Genomic DNA, 25,974 nt, shown 5'->3' on the forward strand with positions numbered 1-25,974 from the left:
TGGGGAAGGGGCCGCCCGCGCGACGTGGCGGGCGGCCATTGGCGGGCCGAAGCCGATCAGCGGATCAGCGGATCAGCCCTTGATCGCCTGCTGCCATTGCTTCAGGAACGCGAGCCGCTTCGACTGGTCCAGATAGACGAGCAGGCCGGTGCCGATCTGGATCGGCTTCAACGAATCGCCGAGTTCCTTCGTGAGGCCCGCGGCCGACGTTTCGCCGGTCACGTCCGTGCGGATCGCGTACAGGTTGGCCTGGTTCGCGATCAGCGCCTGGCCGCGTTTCGACAGCAGGTAGTCGACCCACAGCTTCGCGGCGTTCGGATTCTTCGCCTTCTTCGAGATGGTGGCGAGGCGGCTCACGACCTGCGTGTAATCCTTCGGAAACACGTAGCCGATCGACTTGTCCTTCTTTGCCTTCGCGTACGCGTACGATCCGAAGATGTTGTAGCCGATCAGGTTCTCGCCCGACGAGATGCGCTCCATCATCGCGCCCGTGCTCGACTGCAGCTTCGGGCCGGTCGCGCCGATCGCCTTCACGAGTTCCCACGTGACCTTCTCGTTCAGGTGCGCGTCCTGCGTCAGCGCATTGAAGCCGACGCCGGATTTCTCGACGTCGTACGTCGTGAGCTTGCCCTTGAACTTGTCCGGTTGCGACGCGAGCAGCTTGATCAGCTCGGCGCGCGTCTTCGGCACTTCGTTCTCGGGGATCAGGCGCTTGTTGTAGACGATCGCGAGCGGCTCGAACGTCGTGCCGTACGCCTGCTTCTGGTACTGCGCCCATTGCGGCAGGTTCGCGCTTTCGGGCGAATCGTAGGACGCCATCAGGCCGTCGTTGACGAGCTTGACCTGCAGATCCATCGCCGAGCTCCACAGCACGTCGGCGCTGGTGCTGCTCGCCGCGTTCTCGCTGATGTAGCGGTTGTACAGCTCGGTGCTGTTCATGTCGTTGTACTCGACCTTCACGCCGTACAGGCTTTCGAAGTCCTTGATCAGCGGACGTACGAGGCCCGTGTCGGTCGTCGAGTAGACGATCAGCTTGCCTTCCTTCTTCGCGGCGTCGATGACGCCCTGGTAGCTCCCCGGATACCCGGCCGGAACCTGCGCGGCGGCGCTGCCGGCGGCAGTGCCCAGAACGACCGCCAGCGCGGCGGCGAGGTGCTTCGGTGCAAACGGCATGTCTTCCTCCAGTTACGTCTAGGTGTTGTTCGAGTGGAGCGGATGTTAATTGCGGCGCACTTTCAGCTCGCTTTCATTTTGGTAAGCAATCGTGTCCATCGTGTCATGGATTTCCCGAGGTCGAAGCGGCGGCGGCCGCGCGTTTTGCAGCGCGCGGCACGGTCGGGCGAGGGCGAGCGGCGGGGTGCCGCGGGGCGCGGCAACGATGACAGGCGCGGCTAGGCCGGTTGCGCGAGCAGCTTGCCGAGCAGCCGGCCGCCATGCCGCGCGTGCGCGGCCGTCAGCGCGGAATACCCGACGACGACGCCCGCTTCGCACCGGGCGGTTCGACAGAATTCGCGGATCGGCTGCAATTCGATGCCGTCCGCCTGGGCTTGCGCGACATACGTCGCGTCGTCCATCCCGGGCGGCAGCCACAGTACGAAATGAAAGCCCGCGTGCTCGCCGGACACCGTGTAACGCCCGCCCGCGTGTTTCGCCAGCTGGTCGAGCACGAGGTCGCGCCGCTGGCGGTACGCGTGACGCGCGGCGCGCAGGTGCTTCGCAAAATCGCCGTGCGCGATGAAGCGGGCCAGCGCCAGCTGCGGCGCCACGCCGACCGAGCGCGCGGTCGCATGCCACACGGCCGACAGCGCCGGCCGCAGTTCCGCGGGCACGACCATGAAGCCGATCCGCAACCCCGAGAACAGCGTCTTGTTGAACGAGCCGCAGTAGATCACGCGATCGCACGCGTCGAGCGATTTCAGCGCGGGCAGTGGGGCGGTCTGGTAGCTGAATTCGCCGTCGTAGTCGTCCTCGATGATCCACGCGCGGGTGCGTTGCGCCCAGTCGAGCAGTTCGAGCCGGCGCGACACCGACATCGTGACGCCGAGCGGCGCCTGATGGGCAGGCGTCACGTAGGCTGCGCGCGCATCGGGATGCCGCTCGAGTGACGCCGTGTCGATGCCTTCCCGATCGACCGGAACGTCGACCACGGTCGCGCCCGCGATCGTGAAGATCTGCCATGCCGACGCATAGCCGGGATCTTCCATCAGCACCGTCGAACCGGGCGCGAGCAGCGTGCGCGCGACGAGATCGATCGAATGGCGGATGCCGGTCGTGATGAAGATGTCGCCGGCGTCGCACGGGATGCCGCGGTATTCGCGCAGGTACGCGGCGATTTCGTCGCGCAGGCTTTCGACGCCTTGCGCCGGCGTGGCACCGAGGTCGTGCGCGGTCGCGGCAAGCAGGCTGGCCCCAAGCGCCTTCTTCCATTGCTGCATCGGCAGCAGGCCGGGATCGGCAAGCCGCGCGACGAACGGCACGCCCGGGCGCACGCCTTGTTCCGGCGCGGCGTCGTCGGTCGGGCGTACTGAAGCGGGGCGTGCGTCGGAAAGGGGAAGGCCGGTGGTGTCGCGCGATTGCGCGGCCGCGCGCAGATAGCTGTCCGGCACCACCGCGCATACCCGCGACCCCGACCCTTGCGTGCGGGCGATGTAGCCCTCGGAGCACAGCCGGTCGTACGCCGCTTCGACGGTCCCCCGGGCGACGCCCCAGCGCGCGGCGAGCGTACGGCTGGACGGCAGCGGGCTGTCGCCGGGCAGCAGGCGCTTCAGGATCGCGTCGCGCAGCGCGTCGGCGATGCACTCCTGCTTCGACTGCGGACTGCCCGTGGACAGCCCGGCCGGGCAAGGCAGATCAAGCGGAATCGCGGCTTTGCCACGCGGCATAGTGGTCTATTCAGTTACGGATTTAATGGCCCTTCAGCTTATATCACTTTGACCTTAGATTGCTGTCGACCCCATCAATCCAACCGGAGACGAGCTCACCGCATGAAAACGCGTTCATTACCCCAGTGGGGGTGGCTGTTCCTGTTGATGCTCGTCGTGTGCCTGCCGCGAGTCACGATCGACGCGTACTTGCCGTCGCTGCCGGCAATGGCGGACGCGCTGCACGGCACCGACGCCCAGTTGCAGCTCACGCTCACCCTGTACATGGTCGGCTACGCGCTGTCGATGCTGGTGTCGGGGCCGTTGTCCGACCGTTATGGCCGCCGTCCTGTCCTGCTCGGCGGCTTGTGCCTCTACGTGGTCGCAAGCGTCGCCTGCGCGTGGTCGGCCAGCATCACGGCGATCGTCGCCGCCCGCATCTTCCAGGCGTTGGGCGGCTGCAGCGGAACGGTGATCGGCCGGGTGATCGTGCGCGAACGCTTCCCGACCGCGATGCAGGCCACGATGCTGGGCCGCATCTCGGCGGGCATGGCGCTGTCGCCGGTGATTGCGCCGCTGGCCGGCAGCGCGGTGGCCGAATGGCTCGGCTGGCGCGGCGTGTTCGGTTTGCTGGCGGCGGGCGGACTGGTCGCAACGGCGATGGTGCTGCGCTACCTGCCGGAGACGCGCGAACGCAACGCGCGGCCGGCATCGGGCGCGGGGCTTCTGCGGACGTACGCGGGCCTGCTGCGCGAGCGCAGTTTCCTGCGCTACTCGCTCGCCATCAGTTTCGCGTACTGCACGTACTACCCGTTCATCGCGGAATCGTCGACGCTGTTCCAGCGGCAGCGCGGCGTAACGGGCCCGGTGTATGCGGCGATCTTCGGCCTGACCGTCCTCGGCTACCTGATCGGTTCGAACCTGTTCGCGCGGACCGGCACGCGCTGGAAGGCCGATTCGGTCATTGCGGCAGCGGCGGGCGTCAATCTGGCCAGCGCCGCCGTGCTGTGGATCGGCGGCGCGATCGCGCCGACGGCGGTCGCGGCGCTGGTCGTCCCGATGTTCTTCGTGATGATCGCCGTCGGGATCGCGATTCCGGCCTGCCAGTTCGCGGTGATGCAGCCGTATACGACGATCGCCGGGACGGCGTCCGGGCTGTTCTTCTTTATCCAGATGGCGATCACGGCCGCGTGCGGCGGCGTGCTGGCGTGGCTGTCGGACGGCACCGCGCGCCCGATGATCGTCGTCACGGCCGGCGCGAGCGCCGCATTCCTGACGGTGGCGGTCGGCCTGCGCGAGCGGCGCCGGGCAGACGACGGTTCGCGCTTCGCGACGCGGAGCCGGCCCGCCGCCGAGCGCTGAGCGCTGAGCGACTGCGGGCGCGCCGGCCGACGCGCGCCCGCACGGGCGGCGCAACCCGTGTTTCCGCGAGGCGTCGCGATGGAAAGGATCATGTAATGTAGCGGCCTGTCGCTGACCTTACGGAATCCCCCATGCGTGTGCTGCTCGTCGAAGACAATCCGAACCTCGCCCAGTCGCTGAACGACGCGCTGAGCGCGGCGCGCTTCGCGGTCGACCACATGGCGGACGGCGAGGCGGCCGACCACGTGCTGCGCACGCAGGATTACGCGCTGGTGATTCTCGATCTCGGGCTGCCGAAGCTCGACGGGCTGGAAGTGCTGCGGCGGCTGCGCGCGCGCCGCAATCCGGTGCCGGTGCTGATCCTGACCGCGCACGGCTCGGTCGAGGATCGCGTGAAAGGGCTCGATCTCGGCGCCGACGACTATCTGGCGAAGCCGTTCGAACTGACCGAACTGGAGGCACGCGCCCGCGCGCTGATCCGCCGCAGCCTCGGCCACGAGCATTCGCGGGTCGAATGCGGGCCGCTTTCGTACGACAGTATCGACCGCAGCTTCCAGCTTGCGGGCGAGCCGCTGTCGCTCACGCCGCGCGAGCGCTCGGTGCTCGAGGTGCTGATCCTGCGCAACGGCCGCGCGATCAACAAGGAAACGCTGTCGGAGAAGATCTTCGGGCTCGACGAATCGGTGAACGCCGACGCGATCGAGATCTACGTGTACCGGCTGCGCAAGAAGCTCGAGAACACGAGCATCGCGATCGTCACGCTGCGGGGGCTCGGTTACCTGCTGGAAGCGAAGGCGGAGACGGCTGAATGAGCCGCCGCGGCGCTCACGATCTTTGCGCGGAACGGATGAGCACGTTGACGCGCAACGCCGGATCGACACGTTCACGGCCCGCCAACGACACGCACGCCATTCACGGCAGACCGAGCGGGCGCCGAGCGGTGCGGGGTGCTTGCTCCGCCATGCCCCACGGCCCTGCCTGTCAGGGGGCCGCGTGACCCGCACGAACCTGCGCACCCAGGTTGCGCTGTGGCTGCTGCTGCCGCTGCTCGGGCTGCTCGCGCTCGACTCGTGGCTCACGTACCAGCGCGCGATGAGCGCCGCGCACGTCGCGTTCGACCGCACGCTGTCGTCGTCGCTGAAGTCGATCCGCGAAGGCGTGCGGCTCAACGACGGCGAGATCGAGGTCGACCTGCCGTATCTCGCGCTCGAAATGCTCGAGTCGAGCGACGGCGGCAAGGTCTACTACCTGATCCGCGAGGACAACGGCCACACGATCACCGGCTACCCGGACCTGCCGCTGCCGCACGGGCGCGACGCAGGCGACGGCGCGCTGTTCGTCACGCGTTACTACGACGTCGTCTATCGCGGCGAGCAGTTGCGAATGGCCGCGCTGCGCATCCCGGTGCACGACGTGCCGACCGCGCAGTCGCGCATCGTGTGGGTGATGGTCGGCGAGACGATCGAGGCGCGCCAGGCGCTCGCGCGCGAGATCCTGGTGGGCTCGCTGCTGCAGGAAGGATTGCTCGTCGTGCTGGCGCTCGGCATCGTGTGGCTCGGCGTCGGGCGCGGGCTGCGGCCGCTGAACCGGCTGTCGGCGACGGTCGCCGCGCGCAGCGAGGACGATACGACGCCGCTCGATACCGGCGCGGTGCCGAGCGAACTCGCGCCGCTCGTCGAGTCGATCAACCAGTACATCGGCCGCACGCAACGGATGCAGGTCGCGCGGCGCCGTTTCTTCGCCGATGCGGCCCATCAACTGAAGACGCCGCTCGCGGCCGTGCAGGCCGGGGTCGAGCTCGCGTTGCGGCCCGACGAGCAGCCGCGCGCGAACGGGCACCTGCGGCGTGCGAACGGTGCCGTGCGGCAGGCCGCGAAGATCGTGCAGCAACTGCTGTCGCTGTCGCGGCTCGATTCGGACAGCGGCCATGCGGTCGCGCACAAGCCCATCGCGTTGCACCGGCTCGCGCGCAGCGTGACGCTCGACTGGTCGCCGGTCGCCCGCGCGCGCGACATCGATCTCGGCTTCGAGCACGAGGCCGATCTCGACGTGCACGGGCAGTCCGACCTGCTTGGCGAAATGATCGGCAACCTGATCGACAACGCGATCCGTTATGCGGGTGATCGCGCAGTGATCACGGTGCGTGTGTCGCGCGATGGCGAGCACGCGCGACTCGACGTCATCGACAACGGGCCGGGCATTCCGGCGGACGAGCGCGACGCGGTGTTCGAGCGCTTCCATCGCGGCAGCAAGACGCAGACGGTCGAAGGGACGGGGCTCGGGCTGTCGATCGTGCGCGAGATCGCACGCGTGCATCAGGGCAGCGTGACGCTGGCGGATGCGGCTGGGGGCGGGCTGGTCGTGACGATCTGGTTGCCGGCGGCGAACGACGCCGCGCCGCGCGCTGCGTGATGGCGAGCAGGGAGGCGGGAAGCGGTGGCTGTGAGCCGCGGCTTCCCGGCAGTGAAAGGGGGCGAGCGGCTCCGCGCGCCCGGCTCAATCGCCGAACCCGATCTCCGCTTCCAGCGACTGGCCGATTTCGAGCCACGCGCCCGCGCCCTCGACGACGATCGCATTGATGCCGAACGTCAGCTCGCCGTTGAAGTTCGGGTTCGCGCGATAGGTCTGCATCGTGTCGGTCGGCTCGTGCGGCCACGCCGGATCGGGCGCGCCGGTGGCCTGGTCGATCGTCGGCATCGGGCAGCGCGTGCACGGCTTCACGAGGCGCAGCCGCACGGGCGTCGCGCCTTCCGTGTCGAGGTGTTCGACGAAATCCTCTTCGAACGCGTCGAGATCCGACACCACGATATTCGGGCGGAAGCGGTTCATCGGGATCGCCGGCGCGCCCTTCGCGGCGAGCCGCGCGTTCAGGTCGTCGAGCGATGACTGGCCGATCACGAGCAGCGGGTAGCCGTCCGCGAACTGCGTGTGCGTATCGATCTCGCCGGTCCATTTGCGGTTGCAGCCGCGGCGCGCGTCGGGCGCGAAGCGCGCGAGCTTCGTGGGCGTGCCGAGGAATTCGGTGAGCCAGGCGGCCGTTTCGGCACCCGTGTCGATCGCGTCGACGGTGTCGCGCCACACGGTCGCGGCCATTTTCGGCGTGGCGGGCGATACGTCGCCGTCGAGCGGCGTGCGGATCTCGCGCATGCCCGGCGCGTTCAGCACGAGCGCATCGCTGTCGAGCGCCGTGCGGATCAGCGCGAGGCGCGGGTGCGTGCGCTGCGTGATCATCTGCCCGGCCGGGTCGGTGATCAGCCAGTGGCGGTCGTACGCGAGGCCCGTTTCGAGCAGTTGCGCGCGCGACAACGCGATGCCGGCACAGGATTTGATCGGGTAGACGAAGAGTTCGGCGATGGCTGGCATGACGCTGGCTGGAGGCGAATGGCGAGACTGCGATTGTGCCAGATCGTGCCGAAGCCGTTTGGACGGCTGCGCGCCGTCGCGCGGCCGGTCATGCGAGCGGGAAGCCGGAGTCGAACGTCGTGCGCACGTCGAGCGGCTGGCGCAGCAGTCCCGCTTTCAGATAGAAGTCGGCCGTGCGTTGTTGTTCCGCGATGACCGTCGCGTCGATCGGCAGCCAGCGCGTGTTGCGACGCTCGAACTGCAGCTTCGCGGCCGCCGGCGGAATGCCGATGATGCGCGCGAGTGCGGCGGAATATGCATCGACGTGGCGGTACGACCAGGTCTGCGCGCGGACGACGCGCCGCAGGAAATCGTGCAGCACGTCGCGCTTCGACGCGATCGCCGCGTCGGTCGCCGCGAGGTAGCTGAGGCCCGACCACAGCCCGCGGCCATTGACGAGCACGCGTGCGCGGCCGCTCGTTTCGGCGAGCGCGGTATAGGGTTCCCAGGTCGCCCACGCGTCGATCGAACCGGTTGCGAGCGCAAGCATCGTGTCGGCCGGCGGCAGGAAGCGGAACGACACGGCGTCGGGCGGCAGGCCGGCCGTATCGAGCGCCTTCAGCGTGACGAAATGGCCGATCGAGCCGCGCGTGGTACCGATGCGCTTGCCCTTCAGGTCGGCCGCGCCTTTCAGCGTCGCATCGGGCCGCACGAGCACGGCCGTGCCGTACGGGTCGGAACGGTTCACGCCGATCACCTTGATGCGTGCGCCCGACGCGAGCGCGAAGATCACCGGTGCATCGCCGATCGGGCCGCAGTCGACGGCGGCTGCATTCAGCGCTTCGGCGAGCGGCGCGGCGGCCGGGAACTCGGTCCACGCGATGTCGTACGCAAGGCCGTTCAGCTCGCCGGCCGCTTCGAGCAGCGCGCGCAGCCCGCCTTTCTGGTCGCCGGCGCGCAGCAGCGGCCGCGTGCCCGATTGCGCGTGCAGGGCGGCCGGGGCCGCGGCGATCGTGGCGAGAGCGCTCGCTTGCGCGAGGAAATGGCGTCGGGTCGGATTCATCGTGAAGCTCGGTTGGAAAAGAAGTTCGGGGATTCAGTCAATGCGGGAGCCCGGCCTGCACGTCGCGTACGGGTTCGGTGTCGACGCGCAGCAGCAGCGCGGTCAGCGGATCGCCGATCGGTGTCGGTCCGGCCGGTCGTGCGGTGGCGTCCGAACGGCACAGCAGGTCGGCATCCGACCAGCCGGCGCTGCCCGGCAACGCGCGTGCCCGCAGCCAACCGCGGCGATCGGCGAGGAGCTGCGTACCGCCGAGCGCGTCGGGCGGGACGCCGGCGATCGTTGCGAAAGCGCGCCACGCATCGGGCGTGGAGGCGACGCAATCGGCTCGCGCGGCGCCGGTTGCCTGCGCCACGGGCGCGCCGCGTGCCGTGATGAGCAAGGTTTGCCAGCGTGCGTCTTCCGGCGGCGGTGTCGCGCCCGGCGCGAGCGCGACGACGCGCACACGCTGGCCGTCGCGCCAGCGCTCGAGCGGCTGGGGCGCGGCGGCGCCGCAGCGCACGTCGAGCGCCGGCAGCGGGACCGGCACGGGCCATGCGCCTTCCGCCTGCGCGCCGCTGCCCGCGGCGAGCGCTTTCAGGTAGTCGAGCACGGCCCAGGTGTCCTGGGGGCCGAGCGTCGCGGCGAAGCCGGGCATCGTCGACGCGCCGTGCTCGTCGCGCGTGCCGTGGCGCACGCGCCAGAACAGTTCGCCGTCGAGACGTCGGGCGAGCAGCGTGCCGGCGAAGGTCGGCGGCCAGTGCGGGAGCGTGGCCACGAGCGGCCCTTCGCCGCGTCCGTCCGTGCCGTGGCATGCCGCGCAATGTTGTGCATACAGGTGCGCGCCGCGCATCACGTTCGATACCGAAAACGGCGCGGGATCGCGCTGGAAACTCGTCGGCACGGCGGGCGAGAGCCACAGCGAAGACGGCGGCCACGGCGCGAACCACGCAACCGCCAGCGCGGCGAGCGCGGACGCGACACGCCATTTGCGCGACACAAGTGCGATGCCCGCGAGCACGACCGCCAGCGCCGTCACCGCCATGGCGAATGCGAGTTGCCGCGTGAGTCCCGCGTCGATGCGCAGCGTTTCGAGCGCGATGCGATGGGCCCACGGCCACGCGGCTTGACCGTCGGCGTCGCCCGTCAGCCCGATCGCATGCAGCACGCGCGCCAGCGCGATTTGCGCGCGATACAGGCCTTGCAGAAACATGAGCGCCCAGTCGGCGAACGTCGGCGCGTTCATCGGCGACGGCCGCGCCGCGCGGCAACCCTTCGTCGAACGGCGCCGTGCATCTACCAGCTCGCATCGAGCCCGAGGTGCCGCAGCGCGTCGTGGCGCAGTTCGGCGAGGCGCGCGTCGCCGCGATGGCGCGGGTAGGGCAGGTCGACGTGCAACTCGGCGACGATCCGTGCGGGGCGCGGCCCGAACACGATCACGCGCTGCGCGAGGAACAGCGCTTCCTCGACATCGTGCGTGACGAGCAGCGCGGAGAAGCCGTCGCGTTGCCACAGCGCGGTGAGCTCGGCCTGCATCGTGAGCCGCGTGAGCGAATCGAGCTTGCCGAGCGGCTCGTCGAGAATCAGCAGGCGCGGATCGTTGACGAGCGCGCGTGCCAGCGCGACCCGCTGCGCCATCCCGCCGGACAACTGATGCGGAAATACGTTCGAGAATTCCTGCAGCCCGACGCGCGCGAGCGCATCGTCGACACGATGCTGCGACGCACGCGCCACGCCTCGCGCCTCGAGGCCGAGCGCGACGTTCGCGCGCACACGCCGCCACGGGTACAGCGTCGGGTCCTGGAACACGACGATGCGCGACGGATCGGGGCGTTCGATCGGCACGCCGTCCTGTGCGATCGTGCCTTGCCGCGCGGTGTCGAGACCCGCGACGAGGCGCAGCAGCGTCGACTTCCCGCAGCCGCTCGGGCCGAGCAGCGCGACGAATTCGCCGGCCGCGACCGACAGCGTGACGTCGTCGAGCACCGGCAGCGCGCCGCCGGGGCCGTCGAACGCATGGCTCACGCGGCGGATGTCGATGCGCGCACCGCGCGGCGCCGTGACTTTGGGCGCAGCGGCAGCGGACGATGCAACGGACGATTCGAGTACGGCGGCGCTCACCATTTGACGGTTCCTTTCTGCCAGGCGAGCACGCGGTCGCGCACCGCGAACAGCAGCGCGATCAGCCCGGAAAACAGCAGCGCCATCACGATCAGCGCCGCATACATGTTCACGTACGATGCCCAGCCCTGCGCCCAGCTCAGGTACCAGCCGAGCCCCGACTTGACGCCCATCATCTCGGCGACGACCAGCACCGTGAACGACGCGCTCAGCCCCATGAAGATGCCGACGAACACGTGCGGCAGCGCGGCCGGAATCGCGACGCGCAGCACGAGGAAGCGCGCGTTCGCGCCGAGCGTGCGCGCGACGTCGTAATACTGCTTGTTGACGCTCGCGACGCCCGACCACGTGAGCACGGCGACCGGGAAGCCGGTTGCGAGCGCGATCAGGAACGCGGCCGCCGAATAGCTTGACGGGAAGAAGTAGAACGTGAGCGGCAGCAGCGCGGTGGCCGGTACCGGGCCGAGCACGCGCAGCACCGGATGCACCCAGTAGCCGATCCGGCGCGACCAGCCGATCGACACGCCTACGGCAAAGCCCACCGCGACGCCGTACGCAAAGCCGAGCGCGAGCAGCTTCAGCGTGTTGCCGGCGCTGCCCAGCAGGCGCGGCCAGTCGTCGACGTAGACCTCGATCAGCGCCTGCGGCGGCGCGAAGAACGGCGTGGGCAGCCAGCCGGTTTTCGCGGTGACGATTTCCCACGCGGCGAGCACGAGCGGCAGCGCGACGAGCCACGGGCCGGCCGGGCGCACGCGCGCGAGCCGCGCACGCGACGCGGGAACGAGATGGCCGAGCGTTGCGGCGACGAGCAACAACGCGGCGATCGTCCACGCGCCGACGGCGAATTCGCCGGTGTACGCCCAGTCGCTGAAACCGACGACGCGGTTGGGCCACAGTTGCGTGAGGGCACCGAGCACGCCCCATGCGAGCGCGGCGGCGATGCCGGTCGGCCAGGTACGCGCGCGGCGGGCTTCGGCGGCCAACGTGGCTTCGCAGGCGATGCACGCGACGCCGGACGCGGGTGCGGGCGCGGATGCGGCGGCACTGTCGCCGGAAGCGGCGGACGCGGTGCGTGCGGCGGGCGCGTGTTCGATCGTCGACATCGCGTCACCCCAGCACGTTCGCATAGACCTGCTGCGCGAAGCGCTGCGGGTCGGTGCTCTTCTTCAGCACGCTGATGCGGCGGAAGTCGTCCGCGTAGAACGCGATTTCCTGCTGCAGGTCGACGTTGGTCGGGTGGTGGTTGTAGGTGAGCGTCGCGTAGAGCTTGCGCAGGTCATCGGGGTTGATCTTCGGCGAATACTTCGCGAACACCTTCGCGGCTTCGTTCGGGTTGTCGTGCGTGAACTCGGTGGCCTGCACGATCGAGCGCGCAAGCGCGGCGGCCGACGGCCGGTCGTTGCGCACGAGGTCGCCGCGCGCGCCGATCACGCAGCACACCTTGCGCGCGTATTCGCCGGACAGGTTCGTCGCCAGTTCGGTGTACGCACCGTTGCTGCGCTTTTCGAGCAGATAGAGGTTCGGGTCGCCGTCGGCGATCGCGTGGATCTCGCCCTTGTCGACCGCCACGCCGAGCAGGTCGGCCGGATACTGCCGCCACGTGATGTCGCGCTCGGGATCGATGCCGTTCTTCGCGAGCAGGATCGAGAAGAAATGCTTGCCGGGCGCGGCCAGATCGCTGACGCCGACCGTCTTGCCCTTCAGCGCCTGCAGCGTCGTCACGCCGGCCGCCTTCGCGCCGACGAGCCGCACGCAGCCGCCATGCGAGCTGCCGATGATCTTCACGTCGAAACCGGCTTCGAGCGGCTTCAGCCAGCGGTGGATCATCCCGACCGCCGCATCGGCCTTGCCGGTCGCGATCGATTCGAGCAGCTGGTCGGTCGAGCCGCTGTAGTTGATCAGATCGACCTTCAGGCCGTTCTTCTCGAAGAAGCCGCGCTCCTGCGCGACGACGATCGGCGTCAGGCAGAACGCGTTCTGGTTCCACGCGAACGTGAGCTTCTTCAGCGGCGGCGCGGACCAGGCCTTGCGGCCCAGCGTGATCGCGGGCGCAGCGAGCGCGACGGCGCCGGCCGCGCGCAACAGCTTGCGGCGCTTGTCGTCGTGCGCGTCGGCGGCCACGGGTGCGGGTGCGGTGGTTCGGGTCATGTGGTCTGGTCTCCGGTCGTGCGGAAAGGCGCTCAGTCGAGCAGGTCGGGTTCGTCGGCGACGACGCGCGCGAACAGGCTGTCGAATGCGTGCAGCGCGCCGTCGGGGCCGCCGATCTGGCCGTGCGTGTGGCGCGCGGTCGCGTGATCGATCGGTTGCGGCGTGCCGGCCGCCTCGGCCAGCAACTGCGTGTGCGCGGCGTTGTCGAGCGCGATGTACCACCACGCGGCGGCCTCGACCGTCGGGCCGGCGCTCAGGATCCCGTGGTTCTTCAGGATCGCGCCCTTGTGCGTGGTGCCGTCCGGCTTCGCGAGGGCCTCTGCGATCCGTGCGCCTTCGCTCGTGTCGACGACCATCCCCGTGAAGTCGTCGAACAGCGCGTGGTCTTCGTAGAACACGCAGGCATCCTGCGTGAGCGGATCGAGCAGGCGGCCGAGCGTCGACCACGCCTTGCCGTATGTCGAGTGCGTGTGCGCGGCGGCGACGATGTGCGGATGCGCTTCGTGGATCGCCGCATGGATCGCGAACGCGGCCTTGTTCAGCGGCCGCGTGCCGATCGCGGTTTCGCCGCGCGCGTTGACGAGCAGCAGGTCGGACACCTTGATCTGCGAGAAATGCACGCCGAGCGGGTTCACCCAGAAGTGGTCGGGCAGTTCGGGGTCGCGTGCGGTGATGTGGCCGGCGAGCCCCTGTGAGAAGCCGAAGCGGGCGAACAGGCGGAATGCGCCCGCGAGCCGTTCCTGACGGTGACGGCGCTCGGCGGCGACGTCGATGCGCGGTGCCGGCGGATCGAACCAGAAATGCTGGCGTGGCGCTTCGGCGAGTTCGAGACCCGATGTCGTACGGATAGGCGAGGCAAGGACGGCGGACATGATGGCGGATGGCTCCAGTAGGCTCCGTTGGGCTCAGGCCGCGCGGCGTGCCGCGTCGCGGGCGGCGACGGCGCTGCGCACGCGCGGAATCAGTTCGCGGCCGTAGTCAATCGCGTCTTCCAGCGGATCGAAGCCGCGGATCAGGAACGTCGTGACGCCGAGGTCGTAGTAGTCGAGCAGCGCGTCGGCGACCTGTTCGGGCGTGCCGACGAGCGCCGTCGAATTCGAGCGTGCGCCGGTGAGCTTCGCGATCTCGGTCCACAGCCGCTTGTCGACGCGCGAGCCGCGTTCGGCCGCGGCGAGCAGGCGGCGCGCGCCTTCGCTCTGCTGCGGGCCGCCGGCGCCGAGGCCGGCCGCTTCGCGCAGCCGGCGCGTTTCGTCGAGGATGCGATGCGCGCGCGCCCAGGCTTCGTCTTCGGTCGCGGCGAGGATCGGGCGGAACGACACGGAGAAGCGCACCTGGCGGCCATGCTTCGCGGCTTCGGCGCGCACGCGCGTGGTCAGGTCGCGCACCTGGTCGAGCGATTCGCCCCACAGCGCGTAGACGTCCGCGTGCTTGCCGGCCACTTCGAGCGCCGCTTCCGATGCGCCGCCGAAATAGATCGGCACATGCGGCTGCTGGAACGGTTTCACTTCCGAAAAGCCCTGTTTGAACCGGTAGTGCGCACCGTCGTGATCGAACGGCTGCGCTTCGGTCCAGATTCGTCGGAGGATGCCGAGGTATTCGTCGGTGCGCGCATAGCGCGCGTCGTGGTCGAGGAAGTCGCCGTCGCGCTGCTGTTCGCTGTCCGAGCCGCCGGAGATGAAGTGCACGGCGAGCCGGCCGCGGCTGAACTGGTCGAGCGTCGCAATCTGCCGCGCGGCGAGCGTCGGCGCGGTGAAACCCGGGCGATGCGCGAGCATGAAGTGAATGCGCTCGGTCGCGGCCGCGGCGAACGCGATCGTCAGCGTCGCCGACGGGCCGGTCGAGTGGTGCGGCACGAGGATCCGGTCGAAGCCGGCCGTCTCATGGGCGCGTGCGAAGTCGCGCACGTAATCGGGATCGACGACGGGGCCGGACGCCGGATGGATTTCCGACTGCTTCTGGCTCTGGATCATGCCGATGAATTCGACGCTCATCTGGGTCTCCGGTGCAGGGACGTCCCGGCGCGCGGCCGGGCAGGAATGGAGCGCAGGTTAACGCCGGGATCATGCGAAACGGAAATAATCAATCCCGAATTGAATATCAGATTTGCATGGTTTGGGCGAAGGTGCGCTGCGCATACGCTGTGGGCTCACGAAAGATCGGGCGCGCGGGCGCCAGCGAATCCGGCGCCGCGCGTGACGGATCGCCGACTTCATGAGAAACCGCGCCGCGTGGCGATCGATTGCCGCGATTGCCGCATGCCGTATTACTTTGCGTATTGCCCAGGGAATCCGTCTCGATGTCCGCCAGCCTTGCCGCTTCCTCGCCAGCGCCGCAGCCGCGTTCGCTGCGCCTCCTGTCCACCGACGATGCCGACGCCGACGACGCACGCGTCGCCGCGCTGCTCGACCGCCTCGCGCCGGAGCTGGCCGCCGACGCGGCCCGCAACGACGCTGACGGCCGCTTTCCGCACGAGAACTTCGCGCGGCTGCATCGCGCGGGGCTGATCGCCCAGGTCGTGCCGCGCGAGCATGGCGGCGCCGGAGCGACGCTCGTGCAGGCGAGCCGGATCGTGGCCGCCGTCGCGAGCGCCGACCCGGCGACCGCGCTGGTGCTGACGATGACGTACCTGCAGCATCGCGCGCTCGGCCGCGCCGACAACCGCTGGCCGGCGCAGGTTCGGCGGGCGGTATTCGACAGCGCGGTCACCGAAGGAGCGCTGATCAACGCGCTGCGCGTCGAGCCCGCGCTCGGTTCGCCGTCGCGCGGCGGCCTGCCGGAAACCATTGCACGGCGCGACGGCGACGGCTGGCGGTTGTCCGGCCACAAGCTGTACAGCACCGGAATTCCGGCGCTGCGCTGGCTGGCCGTGTGGGCGCGCACCGACGAGCCGGTGCCGCGAGTCGGCGTGTTTCTCGTGCCGCGCGACCGCGATGCGGACGGCGATCGCATCCGCGTGATCGAAAGCTGGAATCACCTCGGCCTGCGTGCGTCAGGCAGCCACGAGGTCGTGTTCGACGACGTGCGGCTGCCGGCCGATCACGCGGTCGACGTACGCGCACCGGACGCATGGGCCGTGTCGGCGGCGACCCATGCGGATGCCGACGCGCAGGCCGACCAGCAGGCATGGATGGTCGCGCTGCTCGGCAGCCTCTACGACGCGGTGGCGCGTGCGTCGCGCGACTGGCTGGTCGGGTTCGCGACGACGCGTGCGCCGAGCGGGCTGGGCGCGCCGCTGGCGACGCTGCCGCGCGTGCAGGAAGCGGTCGGCGAAATCGAGGGCTGGCTGCATGCGAACCGTGTGCTGCTCGACGATCACGTCGCGCGCACCGACGCGGGCCACGCACCGACGGTCACGACGAGCGGCCTCGTCAAGCGGACCGTGACCGAGCATGCGATCCGCGTGGTCGAGCAGGCGTTGAAGCTGTCGGGCAATCACGGGCTGAGCCGCGCCAATCCGCTCGAACGCCACTATCGCGACGTGCTGTGCAGCCGCGTGCACACGCCGCAGGACGATGCAATCGCGGTGGCGGCGGGGCGTGCGGTACTGGAAGCGGCGAGCCGGAGCGAGACGAAGCGCGCAGCGAACGGCGAGACGGAGACGCGCGGGGCGTCGGTCAACGAGACCGAACGCGGCCGCAACGATGCGTGACGGGAGCCGGGCGGGCGCGGTCGCCAATCGGGCGGCGCGGTTCCGACGATTCCGACGCCGCCCGGTGGTCCGGTCAGGCCGCCTTGCCGTGGGCCTGCTCCGGCAACGCGAACGCGGTGCGCGCATGCGCGGCAACGGCGGCGAGCGGCGCGTCGAAACGGGCCGCATCGTGCCGGCGCAGCAGCCACAGATCGATCTGCGGCTTGAAATCGGCGAGCGGCACGATGTCGAGCGCATCGCGCAGTGGGCTGCCTTCGACGAGCGGCAGCGGCATCAGCCCGATGCCGAGGCCGTTCGCGACGCTCTGCAGCTGCAGGTCGCGGCCGTAGGTGTCGAGCGTGACCGGCATCGGCAGGCGCTGCGCGTCGAGCGCGCGCCGCAAGCCCGCGCGAAAACCGCAGCCGTCCGGGTTGAGCACCCAGCCACGCGCGTGGCAATCGGCGAGCCGGTAGCTGCGGCGCGGCCAGTCACCCTTGCGGCCGACCGCGACGAGCCGCGTGGCCAGCAGCCGTTCGCCTTCGACCTGCGCCGGCAGCACCATTTCGCGCGCGAGGAACACCAGCGCCGCATCGAGTTCGCGCCGGGCGACGCGCTCGACGAGCATGCCGCCCCAGGCGGTCGTGACCTGCGTCGCGAGCGCGGGCCATTGCGCGGCGAGTTCGGCGATCAGCGCGGGCAGCATCAGCTCGCCGAGGCCCTGCGTGAGGCCGATCCGGAATTCGCCGGCAGGCGGCTGCTCGCCGGCCGTCAGCTCGCGCAGCGCATCGACTTCGCGCAGGATCGCGCGACACTGCTCGAATACTCGCCGGCCGATGTCGGTCGGGCGCGGCGGCTTGGTGTTGCGATCGAGCAGGGTCACGCCGAGCGCTTCCTCGAGATTCTGGACGCGCCGCGTGATCGCGGGCTGCGTCATCCCGAGCTCGGCCGCGGCCTGGCTCAGGGTCTGGCAGCGGACGACCGCTGCAAAAGCGTCGATATCGCTAATTTTCATGTTTGTTCTGCATGGTCTTTCAGGTGCATCATGACGATCCATCATATTCGGCATCATATTCGAGGAGTCAGCCGATGAGTACGCTTTCGTTGCATCAGACGCCGCTGCGGCCGTTCGTCGACGGTCTGGGCGCACTGCTCGCGTCCGGCGCGAACGAGGCGCGCATCCTCGACGAGGGCGGTGCGCTGCTCGCCGCGCTCGTCGAACACGACGACTGGTTGCCCGACGCATTCGCGCAGCCCGACCCCGCGCGCTATCGACAGTACCTGCTGCATCTCGACCCGGACGAGCGGTTCTCGGTCGTCAGCTTCGTGTGGGGGCCCGGCCAGACGACGCCGATCCACAACCACACGGTGTGGGGGCTGATCGGGATGCTGCGCGGCGGCGAGTTCTCGCAGCCGTACCGGTTCGACGCGGCGGGCAAGCCGGTGCCGGCGGGCGACGCCGTGCGGCTGCAGCCGGGCGAAATCGAGGCCGTGTCGCCGCGCATCGGCGACGTCCATCGCGTGACCAACGCGTTCGACGATCAGGTATCGATCAGCATCCACGTGTACGGCGCGAACATCGGCAAGGTCGAGCGCGCGGTGTTCCTGGACGACGGTACCGTGAAGCCGTTCGTGTCGGGTTATTCGAACGCCTGATGCCTGATGCAACGCCCGCACGCGCGGCCGGTTGCCGGCACGCGCCGGCCGGCCCGAGATTCAACCGTTCCGCTTTCTTCCCCGACTTCAACGCATTCAATCAACACAGAGACACCGTGACGCAATTCGCCGACTCCACCTCCCGCTTTCCCGTCGCGTCGTACCAGGACGTGCGCGCCCGCCTGCTGGCCCGCGACGAGATCGCGCTGATCGACGTACGCGAGGAAGATCCGTACGCGCAGGGCCACCCGCTGTGGGCCGCCAACTTTCCGCTGTCGAAACTCGAACTCGACGCGTGGACGCGGATTCCGCGCCGCGACACGCCGATCGTCGTGTTCGGCGAAGCGGGCGGCGAGGATCTCGCGCCGCGCGCGGCCGCCAAGCTCGCGCAGCTCGGCTACACCGACGTGCGGCTGCTCGACGGCGGCCTCGCGGGCTGGCTCGCCGCGGGCGGCGAACTGTTCATCGACGTGAACGTGCCGAGCAAGTCGTTCGGCGAATGGGTCGAGGCCGAGCGGCATACGCCGTCGCTGTCCGCGCAGGAGGTGCAGGCGCTGATCGATGCGAAGGCCGACGTCGTGATCGTCGACGCGCGCCGCTTCGACGAATACCAGACGATGAACATCCCGACGTCGACGAGCGTGCCGGGCGCGGAGCTCGTGCTGCGCGTGCGCGCGCTCGCGCCGAACCCGGCGACGCAGGTGATCGTCAACTGCGCGGGCCGCACGCGCAGCATCATCGGCACGCAGTCGCTCGTCAACGCGGGGCTGCCGAATCCGGTCGCCGCGCTGCGCAACGGCACGATCGGCTGGACGCTCGCGGGCCAGACGCTCGAACGCGGCGCCGCGCGACGCTTTCCGGACGACATCGACGCGACGCAGCGCGCCGACGCACGCCGGGCGGCGCGCGCGGTGGCCGAACGCGCGGGCGTGCCGCGCATCGCGCTCGCGGACGTCGCCGCGCTCGACGTGCCGGGCCGCACGCTGTACCGCTTCGACGTGCGCACGCCGGAGGAATACGAAGCCGGCCATCTGCCGGGCTTCCTGAGCACGCCGGGCGGCCAGCTCGTGCAGGAGACCGACCATCACGCGGCCGTGCGCGGCGCGCGGATCGTGCTCGCCGACGACGACGGCGTGCGCGCCGACATGACCGCGTCGTGGCTCGCGCAGATGGGTTGGGACGTGCGTGTCGTCGAACCGGAGGACGGCACGGCGAAGTTCGGCGAGCGCGGCCAGCCGCCGCGCGACGTGCCGGCGACGCCGGCTGTGAAGGACATCTCGCCCGCGACGCTCGCGGGCTGGCTGAAGGAGGCCGCGCCGGGCGAGCTGGCGATCGTCGACGTGACGGCCAGCGCGAACTACGTGAAGCGGCATATCCCCGGTGCGTGGTTCGCGGTGCGTGCGCAGTTGCGCGATGCGCTCGCGGCGATTCCGCCCGCGAAGCGCTATGTGTTCACGTGCGGGTCGAGCCTGCTGGCGCGGTTCGCGGCGGACGACGCCCGCGCGCTGCTGCCGGCTTCGGCCGAGATCTCGGTGCTCACCGGCGGCACGGCCGCATGGATCGACGCCGGGCTGCCGCTCGAAAGCGGCGAGACGCATCTGGCGTCACCGCGTGTCGACCGCTACCGGCGCCCGTACGAAGGCACCGACAACGCGGCGGCCGCGATGCAGGCGTATCTCGACTGGGAGTACGGATTGGTCGATCAGTTGAAGCGGGACGGCACGCATCACTTCAACGTGATCTGACCGATACGGTGCAACCGGGCGCGACGCGTCGTGGGTCATACGTGGCGCCCGGTCAGCGCGCAGGTCAGCGCTTGAACGTATCGACGGCCGTGCGGCCGACGGCCGGATCGTCGGTGAAGAAACCGTCGATGCCCGCGCGCAGGTACGCCTGGATCTCGCGCACCGAGCCGGCCGTGTTGCGCGTGGCCGGCGTGCCGCCATCCTTCAGCGATGCGGGCAGGAAGTTGTTCTCCGGGCGGAACGTGTACGGATGCACGACGAGGCCGGCCTCGTGCGCGTAGCGCACGTACGGCGTCGGCTGCTGCAGCGTGCCGTCCGCGGCGACCGCGATGATCGACGTCTTGTACGGGCCGACGCCGTTCGCGTAGGTCGCGATCTCGCGCATGCCGTCGCGCGTCGACAGGTCGCCGTAGGTGCGCTTGTCGTTCGCCTTCACGAAGTCGTACGGGCGCTGGCCGGCTTCGTCCATCAGCTGCACGAGCTTCCAGTTCGGCTGGCTCGACTTGATCCGGTTGCGGATCGTCTTCAGGTTCGCGACCTCGAACGACTGGATGTAGACGGTCGCCGTGCGCGCCGTGTACGTGTCCTTCAGCAGCGCATCGACGAGACGGTCCTCGAGCGGCAGGCCGATCGACTGGAAATAGGTCGGATGCTTGGTTTCCGGATACAGGTGGATCGTGCGGCCGGTCTGCGCGGACATCTGCTTCGCGAGCGCGACGATCTCGTCGAAGGTCGGGATCTCGAACTGGTCGTTGTACGCGGTGTTCGCGGGGCGCACCTGCGAAATGCGCTCGCGGGCGCGCAGCGTCTTCAGCTCGGCGAGCGTGAAATCCTCGGTGAACCAACCCGTCAGCTCCGCGCCGTCGATCGTCTTGGTCGCCTTGCGGCTCGCGAACTGCGGCAGCGTCGATACGTTCGTCGTGCCCGAGATCTCGTTCTCGTGACGCGCGACGAGCACGCCGTCGCGGGTCGACACGAGGTCGGGCTCGATCACGTCCGCGCCGTCCTCGACGGCCTTGCGATAGGACGCGAGCGTGTGTTCGGGGCGCAGCGCGCTCGCGCCGCGATGGCCGACCACCTGGACCTTCGCGGAAATCGGCCGGGTGGGATCGGACGCGACGTCGTCGCCGCCGCACGCGGCGAGCAGGAACGCGGCGGCACAGGCGAACGGAACGTAGCGCAGGGAGGTCGGGCGCTTGAAGAGCATGTCGATGAACCTTCGAAACGAGAGTCGGAAAGGGGCGATCGATCCGGCGGCGCGGCTGTCGTGGCGTGTCGCACGGCGTCGAATGGGACGCGATCGTCGCACCGAATAATTACATATGTATTACTTTTGCCTTTCCGTTCTCTATTTTCAGGGCGCGATGCCTGCGGCGGGGCGATGGATTGCAGTCGGGTGTGTGGCGCATTCCGGCCGTCTCGGGCAGGCCGGCCGCCGGATGCACTAAACTTGCGGGAATTTTGCATCGCCGCGCCGGGGCCGACGCCCGCCTGACGCGCCGATGCGGCGACTCGCGGGCCGGCGCGGGCGCCCGGCGCCCGTGTGCGTCCGGGGCCCGCGCCGGCCGATTTTTCCCGACCCATGACCACTCGAACCGATTCCGCTTTCCTGCTCGGCGACCTGCTGAAGAACGTTTCCCGCTCCTTCTACCTGACGCTGCGCGTGCTGCCCGACGGCATGCGCGACCCGGTCGGCCTCGCGTACCTGCTCGCGCGCGCGGCCGACACGATTGCCGACACGGCGCTCGTCGCACCGGATCGCCGGGCCGCGTTGCTGACCGACCTGCGCGACGAGGTCGAGCGGCTCGGCGACGGCGTTGCGCTGTCGCGCGCGCTCGAGGACGTGACGCGGATGCAGACCGATTCGCACGAGCACGTGCTGCTCGGCTCGATCGAGCCGATGCTCGCGCTGCTGCGCACGCAGCCGGACGCCGACCGCGCGTCGATCCGCAAGGTCGTCGCGACGCTGACGGCGGGGATGGTATTCGACCTGCGTACGTTCCCCGACGAGCAGTCGGGGCGCGTCGTGTCGCTGCCGACGCGCGGCGAACTCGACCGCTACACGTATCTCGTGGCCGGCTGCGTGGGCGAGTTCTGGACCGACATGACGGGCATGCACACGCGGGCCGCGCGCGGCTGGAACCTGCCGGACATGTGCGAGAAGGGCATCCGTTTCGGCAAGGCGCTGCAGATGACCAACATCCTGCGCGACTGCGGGAAGGACCTGCGCATCGGCCGGTGTTACCTGCCGGACGACGTGCTGGGTGTGCATGGGCTCGGCGTCGCCGACCTGATGGCGCCCGACGCGTCGGCGCGTGCGCGCGGCGTGCTCGTCGACCTGCTGCGCGTGACGCTCGACCAGTATCGCGACGCATGCCTGTATACGCTCGCGATCCCGCGCCGCTTCGTGCGGCTGCGGCTCGCGTGCCTGTGGCCGATCATGATCGGCCTCGAAACACTCGAGTTGCTGGCCGGCAACGATGCGTGGCTCGATCCGGCGAAGCCGGCCAAGGTGCCGAGAAAGCGCGTCTACCGGATCATGGCGTCGTCGCTCGCGCTGGTCGGCTCGAACGCCGCGATTCGCGCGCGCCTGACCGCGCTCGCCGATGCCGTGAGCGCGCATCTCGCACAACCGGCCGCGCGCTGATACGCACTGAACGATGCCGGCGCGACAGATGCCGGCATCGCCCCTCGGCCCGCGTTCGCCGGGCCATCACCGTCCGTCTCTTCGCGCCTCGACTAAAAACGTTTTCATTATTTCGTGTCGCGAAACGTGGGTGTCATGAACGTCAGCGATCCTTCGCGGCGGCGTGAATCGTGATGTCAGTCACGGTCGCGCTTTTGTAAGACGTATTTTGCCGAAGGCATCTGACGACATCCGACGGTCGCGTTGCACCCGTAAAAATGTAAAGCTAGGGTTTTCACCGGGAAATGCCGGAAGGGCCCGCCGCGTAAGCGTTTTCAGGTGTTATGTAACCGCTTGGTGAACCCGTGCGTTGCGTCGATCATACGATGACCGACTGCGCATGTTGGGAAATAATCGGTAATCCGTCAGAATCCCGTCGGCATGTACTCGCACATGTGTCAGTCATAAAACCACACCAGAAAAGAAATCATTCTTTGAGGACGGAGAATCAATGAAAAAGCGCGTCGCTTTCGCCATGACGGCAGTGGGCCTTGCAGCCGCTACCGCCGCCCACGCCCAGAGCAGCGTGACCCTGTACGGTATCGTCGACAACGGTCTGGCTTGGCAGAACAACTCGTCGGCCGTCGGTGCGACCACGGGTGGTCACTCGAAGGTGCAAATGTCCACCGGCGTGTGGGCAGGCAGCCGCTTCGGCCTGAAGGGCAGCGAAGATCTCGGCGGCGGCACGAAGGCGATTTTCCAGTTGGAAGCCGGCGTCAACACGGCTAACGGCTCGTCGCAGTGGACCAATGGCATCTTCACGCGTCAGGCGTGGGTTGGCCTGACCAACAGCACGTACGGTACGCTGACGGCCGGCCGCCAGTACACCGCGTACTACACGCTGCTGTCGCCGTACAGCCCGACGACCTGGCTGACCGGCTACTACGGCGCACACCCGGGCGATATCGACTCGCTGGATACGAGCTACCGTGCGAACAACTCGCTCGTCTACATGTCGCCGAAGTTCTACGGCTTCACGGTCGGCGGTTCGTACTCGTTCGGCGGCGTCGCAGGCGCGACGAACCGCGGCTCGACGTGGAGCGCGGCGATCCAGTACCTGAACGGCCCGGCAGGCATCGCGGTCGGCTACCAGAAGGTCAACAACGCGACGCTCGGCGGCGGCGTGTGGGGCGCGAACTCGACGGTCCAGAACGGCCTGACGGCATCGGGCGATGGCAACCAGCCGGCTGTTTCGTCGATCAACAACGGCTATGCCACGGCGCAATCGCAACAGCGTATCGCCGTGACGGCGGGCTACCAGTTCACGCCGGCATGGGACATCTCGGCATCGTACTCGAACGTCCAGTACACGCCGGGCACGGGTTCGGCGTTCCGCAACACGGCCATCTTCAACACGGCAGGCGCCGTGCTGCACTGGAAGGCAGCTGCTCAGTGGGACTTCGCAGCGGGCTACTCGTACACTGCAGCAACGCAGTCGAACGGCATCACCAGCTCGGCCAAGTACCACCAGGTCACGCTGTCGCAGTACTACAGCCTGTCGAAGCGCACGGGCCTGTACGCAGTTGAGGCTTACCAGCATTCGAGCGGCAACACGCTGAACGGCGGCAAGATCATCGCTGCAACGACGTCCATCGGCGACGGCGTGGGCGCAGGTTCGAAGCAGAACCAGATCGGCGTCGGCGTCGGCCTGATCCACCGCTTCTAAATGTCGCGCGGCGCGCGAGCGCCGCTCACGACATGCGGTTGAAGAACCGGCCTTCGGGCCGGTTTTTTGTTTGCGGTACGTATTGTGCGTATTCCGGTGCCGTCGCCGGCCGGCATCGACCGGATGCGGACGGCGACGAATGCCGCGCCTGACAAGCGCACCGCTGATGCGGTGCCCGGCGTGCAGACGGCAGCATCCGGCCCGTGCCAATGTCGTCCAGCCGATCACTCCGCCGCGCCATCCGTCCAGCTTCCCGCCAGTGCCTGAAACAACGCCGCCGTATCGGCGAGCCGGTCGGCCTGCGCGCGGGTACGATCGAGCGCCGTCTGCAGCGTCTGCCGCTGCGCGTCGAGCAGGTCGAACGTGCTGATTCCGCCCGCCGCGTAACGGTCGCCGGCAATCCGGTTGCTGGCCGCCGCTTCCTGCGCGGCGGTGTCTCTCGCCTGCAATGTCGCCGCGTCGTGCTCGACCGCGCGCATGGCGTCGGCTACCTGCTGGAGCGCCTCGAGCACGGTTTCCCGGTAGCTCGCGAACGCCGCTTCGTACGCCGCTTCGGCCGCACGTTTCTTCGCGCGCAGTTCACCGCCGTGAAAGAGCGGTTGCGTCAGCCCGAGGCCGACATTCCATACGTTGAGCCCGCTCACGAGATCCGCGATGCGCGTGCGCTCCGAGCCGATTCCCGCCGAAATCGACAAGCGCGGATACAGGTTCGCGGTGGCCACGCCGACGTTCGCGCTCGCCTGGTGCAGCATGGCTTCGGCCGCGCGGATGTCGGGGCGTTCGCGTGCGAGCGTCGACGGCAGCGCGATGGGCAGCGTGCGCGGTAGCGCGAGCGCATCGAGGGTGAGGTCGGGCAGCACGGCATCGGACGGCGCCACGCCGAGCAGGATCGCGAGCCGGTGGCCGGCCTGAGCAAGGCGGGCCTCGAGCGCTGGCAGCGACGCCTGCGTCTGTGCGAGCAGTGCGCGTTGTGCATGCACGTCGGCCTGCGAAACACCACCCGCCGCGAAACGCGCTTCGACGATGCGCAACTGCCGCGTTTGCGCATCGATCAGTTGCCGCGTGAGCGCGACCTGTTGCGCGAGCGATGCGCGCAGGATCGCGGTCGCGACGACGTTGCCCGCGAGCGTCAGGCGCGCCGCGTCGAGCGTGTACGACTGGTAGTCGACTTGCGCGCGCAGCGCTTCGAGCGCACGCCGGTTGCCGCCGAACACATCGAGTACGTACGACACGCTGACCGACGCGTCATACAGCGTGAACGGCCCCGGGCTCGGCACGTTGGCGGGCAGGCCGAACGCGGTCGTATCGACTTGCTCGCGCGTGGCCGACAGGCTCGTATCGACTTTCGGCAGCATCGTTGCGCCGGCTTCGGCCGCATGGTTCTGCCGCGCTTCGTCGAGTCGCGCACGGGCCTCGGCAAGCGTCGGGCTGTTGTGCCACGCGGTATCGACGAGCCGGTTCAGCGGTTCGGAGCCGAACTGCGTCCACCAGTGCTGCGGCGTATGCGTGGCCGGTGCGAATATCTGCGCGTCGCCGTTCGGGCCGGCGGTGGCGGTCGTCGTCGCGGGCGGCTCGCCGCGCGTGTAGTGCTGCGTGGCCGGCGCGTCGGGCGCGTGGAAATCCGGCCCGACCGCGCATCCCGCGACGAGCAGCGCGACGGCCAGCGCACAGCCGCGAGCAGCAGGGCCAACATGGAAGGGGCGACGCGAAGCCGGTTTCATCG

The 25,974-nt window shown here is 69.1% G+C and carries 21 protein-coding genes; 8 read left to right on the plus strand and 13 right to left on the minus strand.

All coding sequences use genetic code 11. The annotated features are described in order from the left end of the window. Positions 1-72 precede the first annotated feature (72 nt). Entirely contained in the window at positions 73-1,173 is a 1,101-nt protein-coding gene (locus CFB41_RS23665) for an ABC transporter substrate-binding protein (RefSeq protein ID WP_089458087.1), read from the minus strand. 218 nt (positions 1,174-1,391) lie between these two features. Further along, positions 1,392-2,882, minus strand: coding sequence for a PLP-dependent aminotransferase family protein (locus CFB41_RS23670; protein WP_089458088.1), 1,491 nt, complete (start codon positions 2,880-2,882; stop codon positions 1,392-1,394). Positions 2,883-2,984: 102 nt separating this feature from the next. Here CFB41_RS23670 and CFB41_RS23675 point away from each other — a divergent pair, with 102 nt between their 5' ends. From CFB41_RS23675 to CFB41_RS23685, 3 genes are all read left to right on the plus strand, one after another. Then, positions 2,985-4,223, plus strand: a complete 1,239-nt coding sequence (locus tag CFB41_RS23675; RefSeq protein WP_089458089.1) for a multidrug effflux MFS transporter — start codon at positions 2,985-2,987, stop codon at positions 4,221-4,223. 131 nt (positions 4,224-4,354) lie between these two features. After that, positions 4,355-5,035: a response regulator gene (locus tag CFB41_RS23680; protein ID WP_089458090.1), complete on the plus strand. Its 681-nt coding sequence runs from the start codon at positions 4,355-4,357 to the stop codon at positions 5,033-5,035. A 181-nt stretch (positions 5,036-5,216) separates the two neighbouring features. Beyond that, positions 5,217-6,635, plus strand: coding sequence for a sensor histidine kinase (locus tag CFB41_RS23685; protein WP_089458091.1), 1,419 nt, complete (start codon positions 5,217-5,219; stop codon positions 6,633-6,635). A gap of 84 nt (positions 6,636-6,719) precedes the next feature. Here CFB41_RS23685 and CFB41_RS23690 read toward each other — a convergent pair whose 3' ends face one another. From CFB41_RS23690 to CFB41_RS23725, 8 genes are all read right to left on the minus strand, one after another. Further along, complete coding sequence (locus CFB41_RS23690; RefSeq protein ID WP_089458092.1) at positions 6,720-7,586, minus strand: MOSC domain-containing protein; 867 nt, start codon at positions 7,584-7,586, stop codon at positions 6,720-6,722. Between the two features lie 88 nt (positions 7,587-7,674). Beyond that, a complete protein-coding gene (locus CFB41_RS23695; RefSeq protein WP_089458093.1) occupies positions 7,675-8,628 on the minus strand; it encodes an ABC transporter substrate-binding protein in 954 nt (317 codons plus the stop codon). Between the two features lie 37 nt (positions 8,629-8,665). Then, on the minus strand, positions 8,666-9,850 hold the full coding sequence (locus tag CFB41_RS23700; protein WP_089458094.1) for a c-type cytochrome: 1,185 nt from the start codon (positions 9,848-9,850) through the stop codon (positions 8,666-8,668). 50 nt (positions 9,851-9,900) lie between these two features. After that, entirely contained in the window at positions 9,901-10,728 is an 828-nt protein-coding gene (locus CFB41_RS23705) for an ABC transporter ATP-binding protein (RefSeq protein ID WP_089458095.1), read from the minus strand. Beyond that, complete coding sequence (locus tag CFB41_RS23710; protein WP_089458972.1) at positions 10,722-11,828, minus strand: ABC transporter permease; 1,107 nt, start codon at positions 11,826-11,828, stop codon at positions 10,722-10,724. The genes CFB41_RS23705 and CFB41_RS23710 overlap by 7 nt, the downstream gene beginning before the upstream one ends. A 4-nt stretch (positions 11,829-11,832) precedes the next feature. Then, positions 11,833-12,873, minus strand: coding sequence for an ABC transporter substrate-binding protein (locus tag CFB41_RS23715; protein ID WP_089458096.1), 1,041 nt, complete (start codon positions 12,871-12,873; stop codon positions 11,833-11,835). 32 nt (positions 12,874-12,905) lie between these two features. Further along, positions 12,906-13,745 (minus strand): class II aldolase/adducin family protein, encoded by an 840-nt coding sequence (locus tag CFB41_RS23720; protein WP_089458097.1) that lies wholly within the window; start codon positions 13,743-13,745, stop codon positions 12,906-12,908. 33 nt (positions 13,746-13,778) lie between these two features. Continuing rightward, positions 13,779-14,864: an LLM class flavin-dependent oxidoreductase gene (locus CFB41_RS23725; RefSeq protein WP_089442602.1), complete on the minus strand. Its 1,086-nt coding sequence runs from the start codon at positions 14,862-14,864 to the stop codon at positions 13,779-13,781. A gap of 305 nt (positions 14,865-15,169) precedes the next feature. Between CFB41_RS23725 and CFB41_RS23730 the strand changes: the two genes are divergently transcribed. Next, entirely contained in the window at positions 15,170-16,522 is a 1,353-nt protein-coding gene (locus CFB41_RS23730) for an acyl-CoA dehydrogenase family protein (protein ID WP_089458098.1), read from the plus strand. A gap of 73 nt (positions 16,523-16,595) precedes the next feature. On the opposite strand, the gene CFB41_RS23735 is transcribed toward CFB41_RS23730, so the two are convergent. Beyond that, complete coding sequence (locus CFB41_RS23735; RefSeq protein WP_179250143.1) at positions 16,596-17,570, minus strand: LysR family transcriptional regulator; 975 nt, start codon at positions 17,568-17,570, stop codon at positions 16,596-16,598. A gap of 17 nt (positions 17,571-17,587) precedes the next feature. Between CFB41_RS23735 and CFB41_RS23740 the strand changes: the two genes are divergently transcribed. After that, positions 17,588-18,154 (plus strand): cysteine dioxygenase, encoded by a 567-nt coding sequence (locus CFB41_RS23740; protein ID WP_089458099.1) that lies wholly within the window; start codon positions 17,588-17,590, stop codon positions 18,152-18,154. Positions 18,155-18,270: 116 nt separating this feature from the next. Then, on the plus strand, positions 18,271-19,899 hold the full coding sequence (locus tag CFB41_RS23745) for a rhodanese-related sulfurtransferase (RefSeq protein ID WP_089458100.1): 1,629 nt from the start codon (positions 18,271-18,273) through the stop codon (positions 19,897-19,899). Between the two features lie 64 nt (positions 19,900-19,963). Here the strand turns inward: CFB41_RS23745 and CFB41_RS23750 are convergent, their stop codons facing one another. Then, positions 19,964-21,106: a glycerophosphodiester phosphodiesterase gene (locus CFB41_RS23750; protein ID WP_089458101.1), complete on the minus strand. Its 1,143-nt coding sequence runs from the start codon at positions 21,104-21,106 to the stop codon at positions 19,964-19,966. A gap of 375 nt (positions 21,107-21,481) precedes the next feature. Here CFB41_RS23750 and CFB41_RS23755 point away from each other — a divergent pair, with 375 nt between their 5' ends. Both CFB41_RS23755 and CFB41_RS23760 read left to right on the plus strand, forming a co-directional pair. Then, positions 21,482-22,546, plus strand: a complete 1,065-nt coding sequence (locus CFB41_RS23755; RefSeq protein WP_089458102.1) for a phytoene/squalene synthase family protein — start codon at positions 21,482-21,484, stop codon at positions 22,544-22,546. 490 nt (positions 22,547-23,036) lie between these two features. Continuing rightward, on the plus strand, positions 23,037-24,251 hold the full coding sequence (locus tag CFB41_RS23760) for a porin (protein WP_089442597.1): 1,215 nt from the start codon (positions 23,037-23,039) through the stop codon (positions 24,249-24,251). 224 nt (positions 24,252-24,475) lie between these two features. Here CFB41_RS23760 and CFB41_RS23765 read toward each other — a convergent pair whose 3' ends face one another. Then, on the minus strand, positions 24,476-25,972 hold the full coding sequence (locus CFB41_RS23765; protein ID WP_089458103.1) for an efflux transporter outer membrane subunit: 1,497 nt from the start codon (positions 25,970-25,972) through the stop codon (positions 24,476-24,478). Between the last annotated feature and the right edge of the window lie 2 nt (positions 25,973-25,974).

Source organism: Burkholderia sp. AU33803 (genome assembly GCF_002223095.1).
Taxonomy (GTDB): Bacteria; Pseudomonadota; Gammaproteobacteria; order Burkholderiales; family Burkholderiaceae; genus Burkholderia.

Excerpts from the sequence above, each read along its gene's own strand:
- CFB41_RS23735 (WP_179250143.1), bottom strand. The coding sequence starts at position 17,570 with ATGATGCCGAATATGATGGATCGTCATGATGCACCTGAAAGACCATGC.
- CFB41_RS23765 (WP_089458103.1), bottom strand. The coding sequence starts at position 25,972 with ATGAAACCGGCTTCGCGTCGCCCCTTCCATGTTGGCCCTGCTGCTCGC.
- CFB41_RS23725 (WP_089442602.1), bottom strand. The coding sequence starts at position 14,864 with ATGAGCGTCGAATTCATCGGCATGATCCAGAGCCAGAAGCAGTCGGAA.
- CFB41_RS23750 (WP_089458101.1), bottom strand. The coding sequence starts at position 21,106 with ATGCTCTTCAAGCGCCCGACCTCCCTGCGCTACGTTCCGTTCGCCTGT.
- CFB41_RS23740 (WP_089458099.1), top strand. The coding sequence starts at position 17,588 with ATGAGTACGCTTTCGTTGCATCAGACGCCGCTGCGGCCGTTCGTCGAC.
- CFB41_RS23670 (WP_089458088.1), bottom strand. The coding sequence starts at position 2,882 with ATGCCGCGTGGCAAAGCCGCGATTCCGCTTGATCTGCCTTGCCCGGCC.
- CFB41_RS23760 (WP_089442597.1), top strand. The coding sequence starts at position 23,037 with ATGAAAAAGCGCGTCGCTTTCGCCATGACGGCAGTGGGCCTTGCAGCC.
- CFB41_RS23695 (WP_089458093.1), bottom strand. The coding sequence starts at position 8,628 with ATGAATCCGACCCGACGCCATTTCCTCGCGCAAGCGAGCGCTCTCGCC.
- CFB41_RS23665 (WP_089458087.1), bottom strand. The coding sequence starts at position 1,173 with ATGCCGTTTGCACCGAAGCACCTCGCCGCCGCGCTGGCGGTCGTTCTG.
- CFB41_RS23690 (WP_089458092.1), bottom strand. The coding sequence starts at position 7,586 with ATGCCAGCCATCGCCGAACTCTTCGTCTACCCGATCAAATCCTGTGCC.
- CFB41_RS23710 (WP_089458972.1), bottom strand. The coding sequence starts at position 11,828 with ATGTCGACGATCGAACACGCGCCCGCCGCACGCACCGCGTCCGCCGCT.
- CFB41_RS23755 (WP_089458102.1), top strand. The coding sequence starts at position 21,482 with ATGACCACTCGAACCGATTCCGCTTTCCTGCTCGGCGACCTGCTGAAG.
- CFB41_RS23705 (WP_089458095.1), bottom strand. The coding sequence starts at position 10,728 with ATGGTGAGCGCCGCCGTACTCGAATCGTCCGTTGCATCGTCCGCTGCC.
- CFB41_RS23730 (WP_089458098.1), top strand. The coding sequence starts at position 15,170 with ATGTCCGCCAGCCTTGCCGCTTCCTCGCCAGCGCCGCAGCCGCGTTCG.
- CFB41_RS23700 (WP_089458094.1), bottom strand. The coding sequence starts at position 9,850 with ATGAACGCGCCGACGTTCGCCGACTGGGCGCTCATGTTTCTGCAAGGC.
- CFB41_RS23720 (WP_089458097.1), bottom strand. The coding sequence starts at position 13,745 with ATGTCCGCCGTCCTTGCCTCGCCTATCCGTACGACATCGGGTCTCGAA.
- CFB41_RS23675 (WP_089458089.1), top strand. The coding sequence starts at position 2,985 with ATGAAAACGCGTTCATTACCCCAGTGGGGGTGGCTGTTCCTGTTGATG.
- CFB41_RS23715 (WP_089458096.1), bottom strand. The coding sequence starts at position 12,873 with ATGACCCGAACCACCGCACCCGCACCCGTGGCCGCCGACGCGCACGAC.
- CFB41_RS23680 (WP_089458090.1), top strand. The coding sequence starts at position 4,355 with ATGCGTGTGCTGCTCGTCGAAGACAATCCGAACCTCGCCCAGTCGCTG.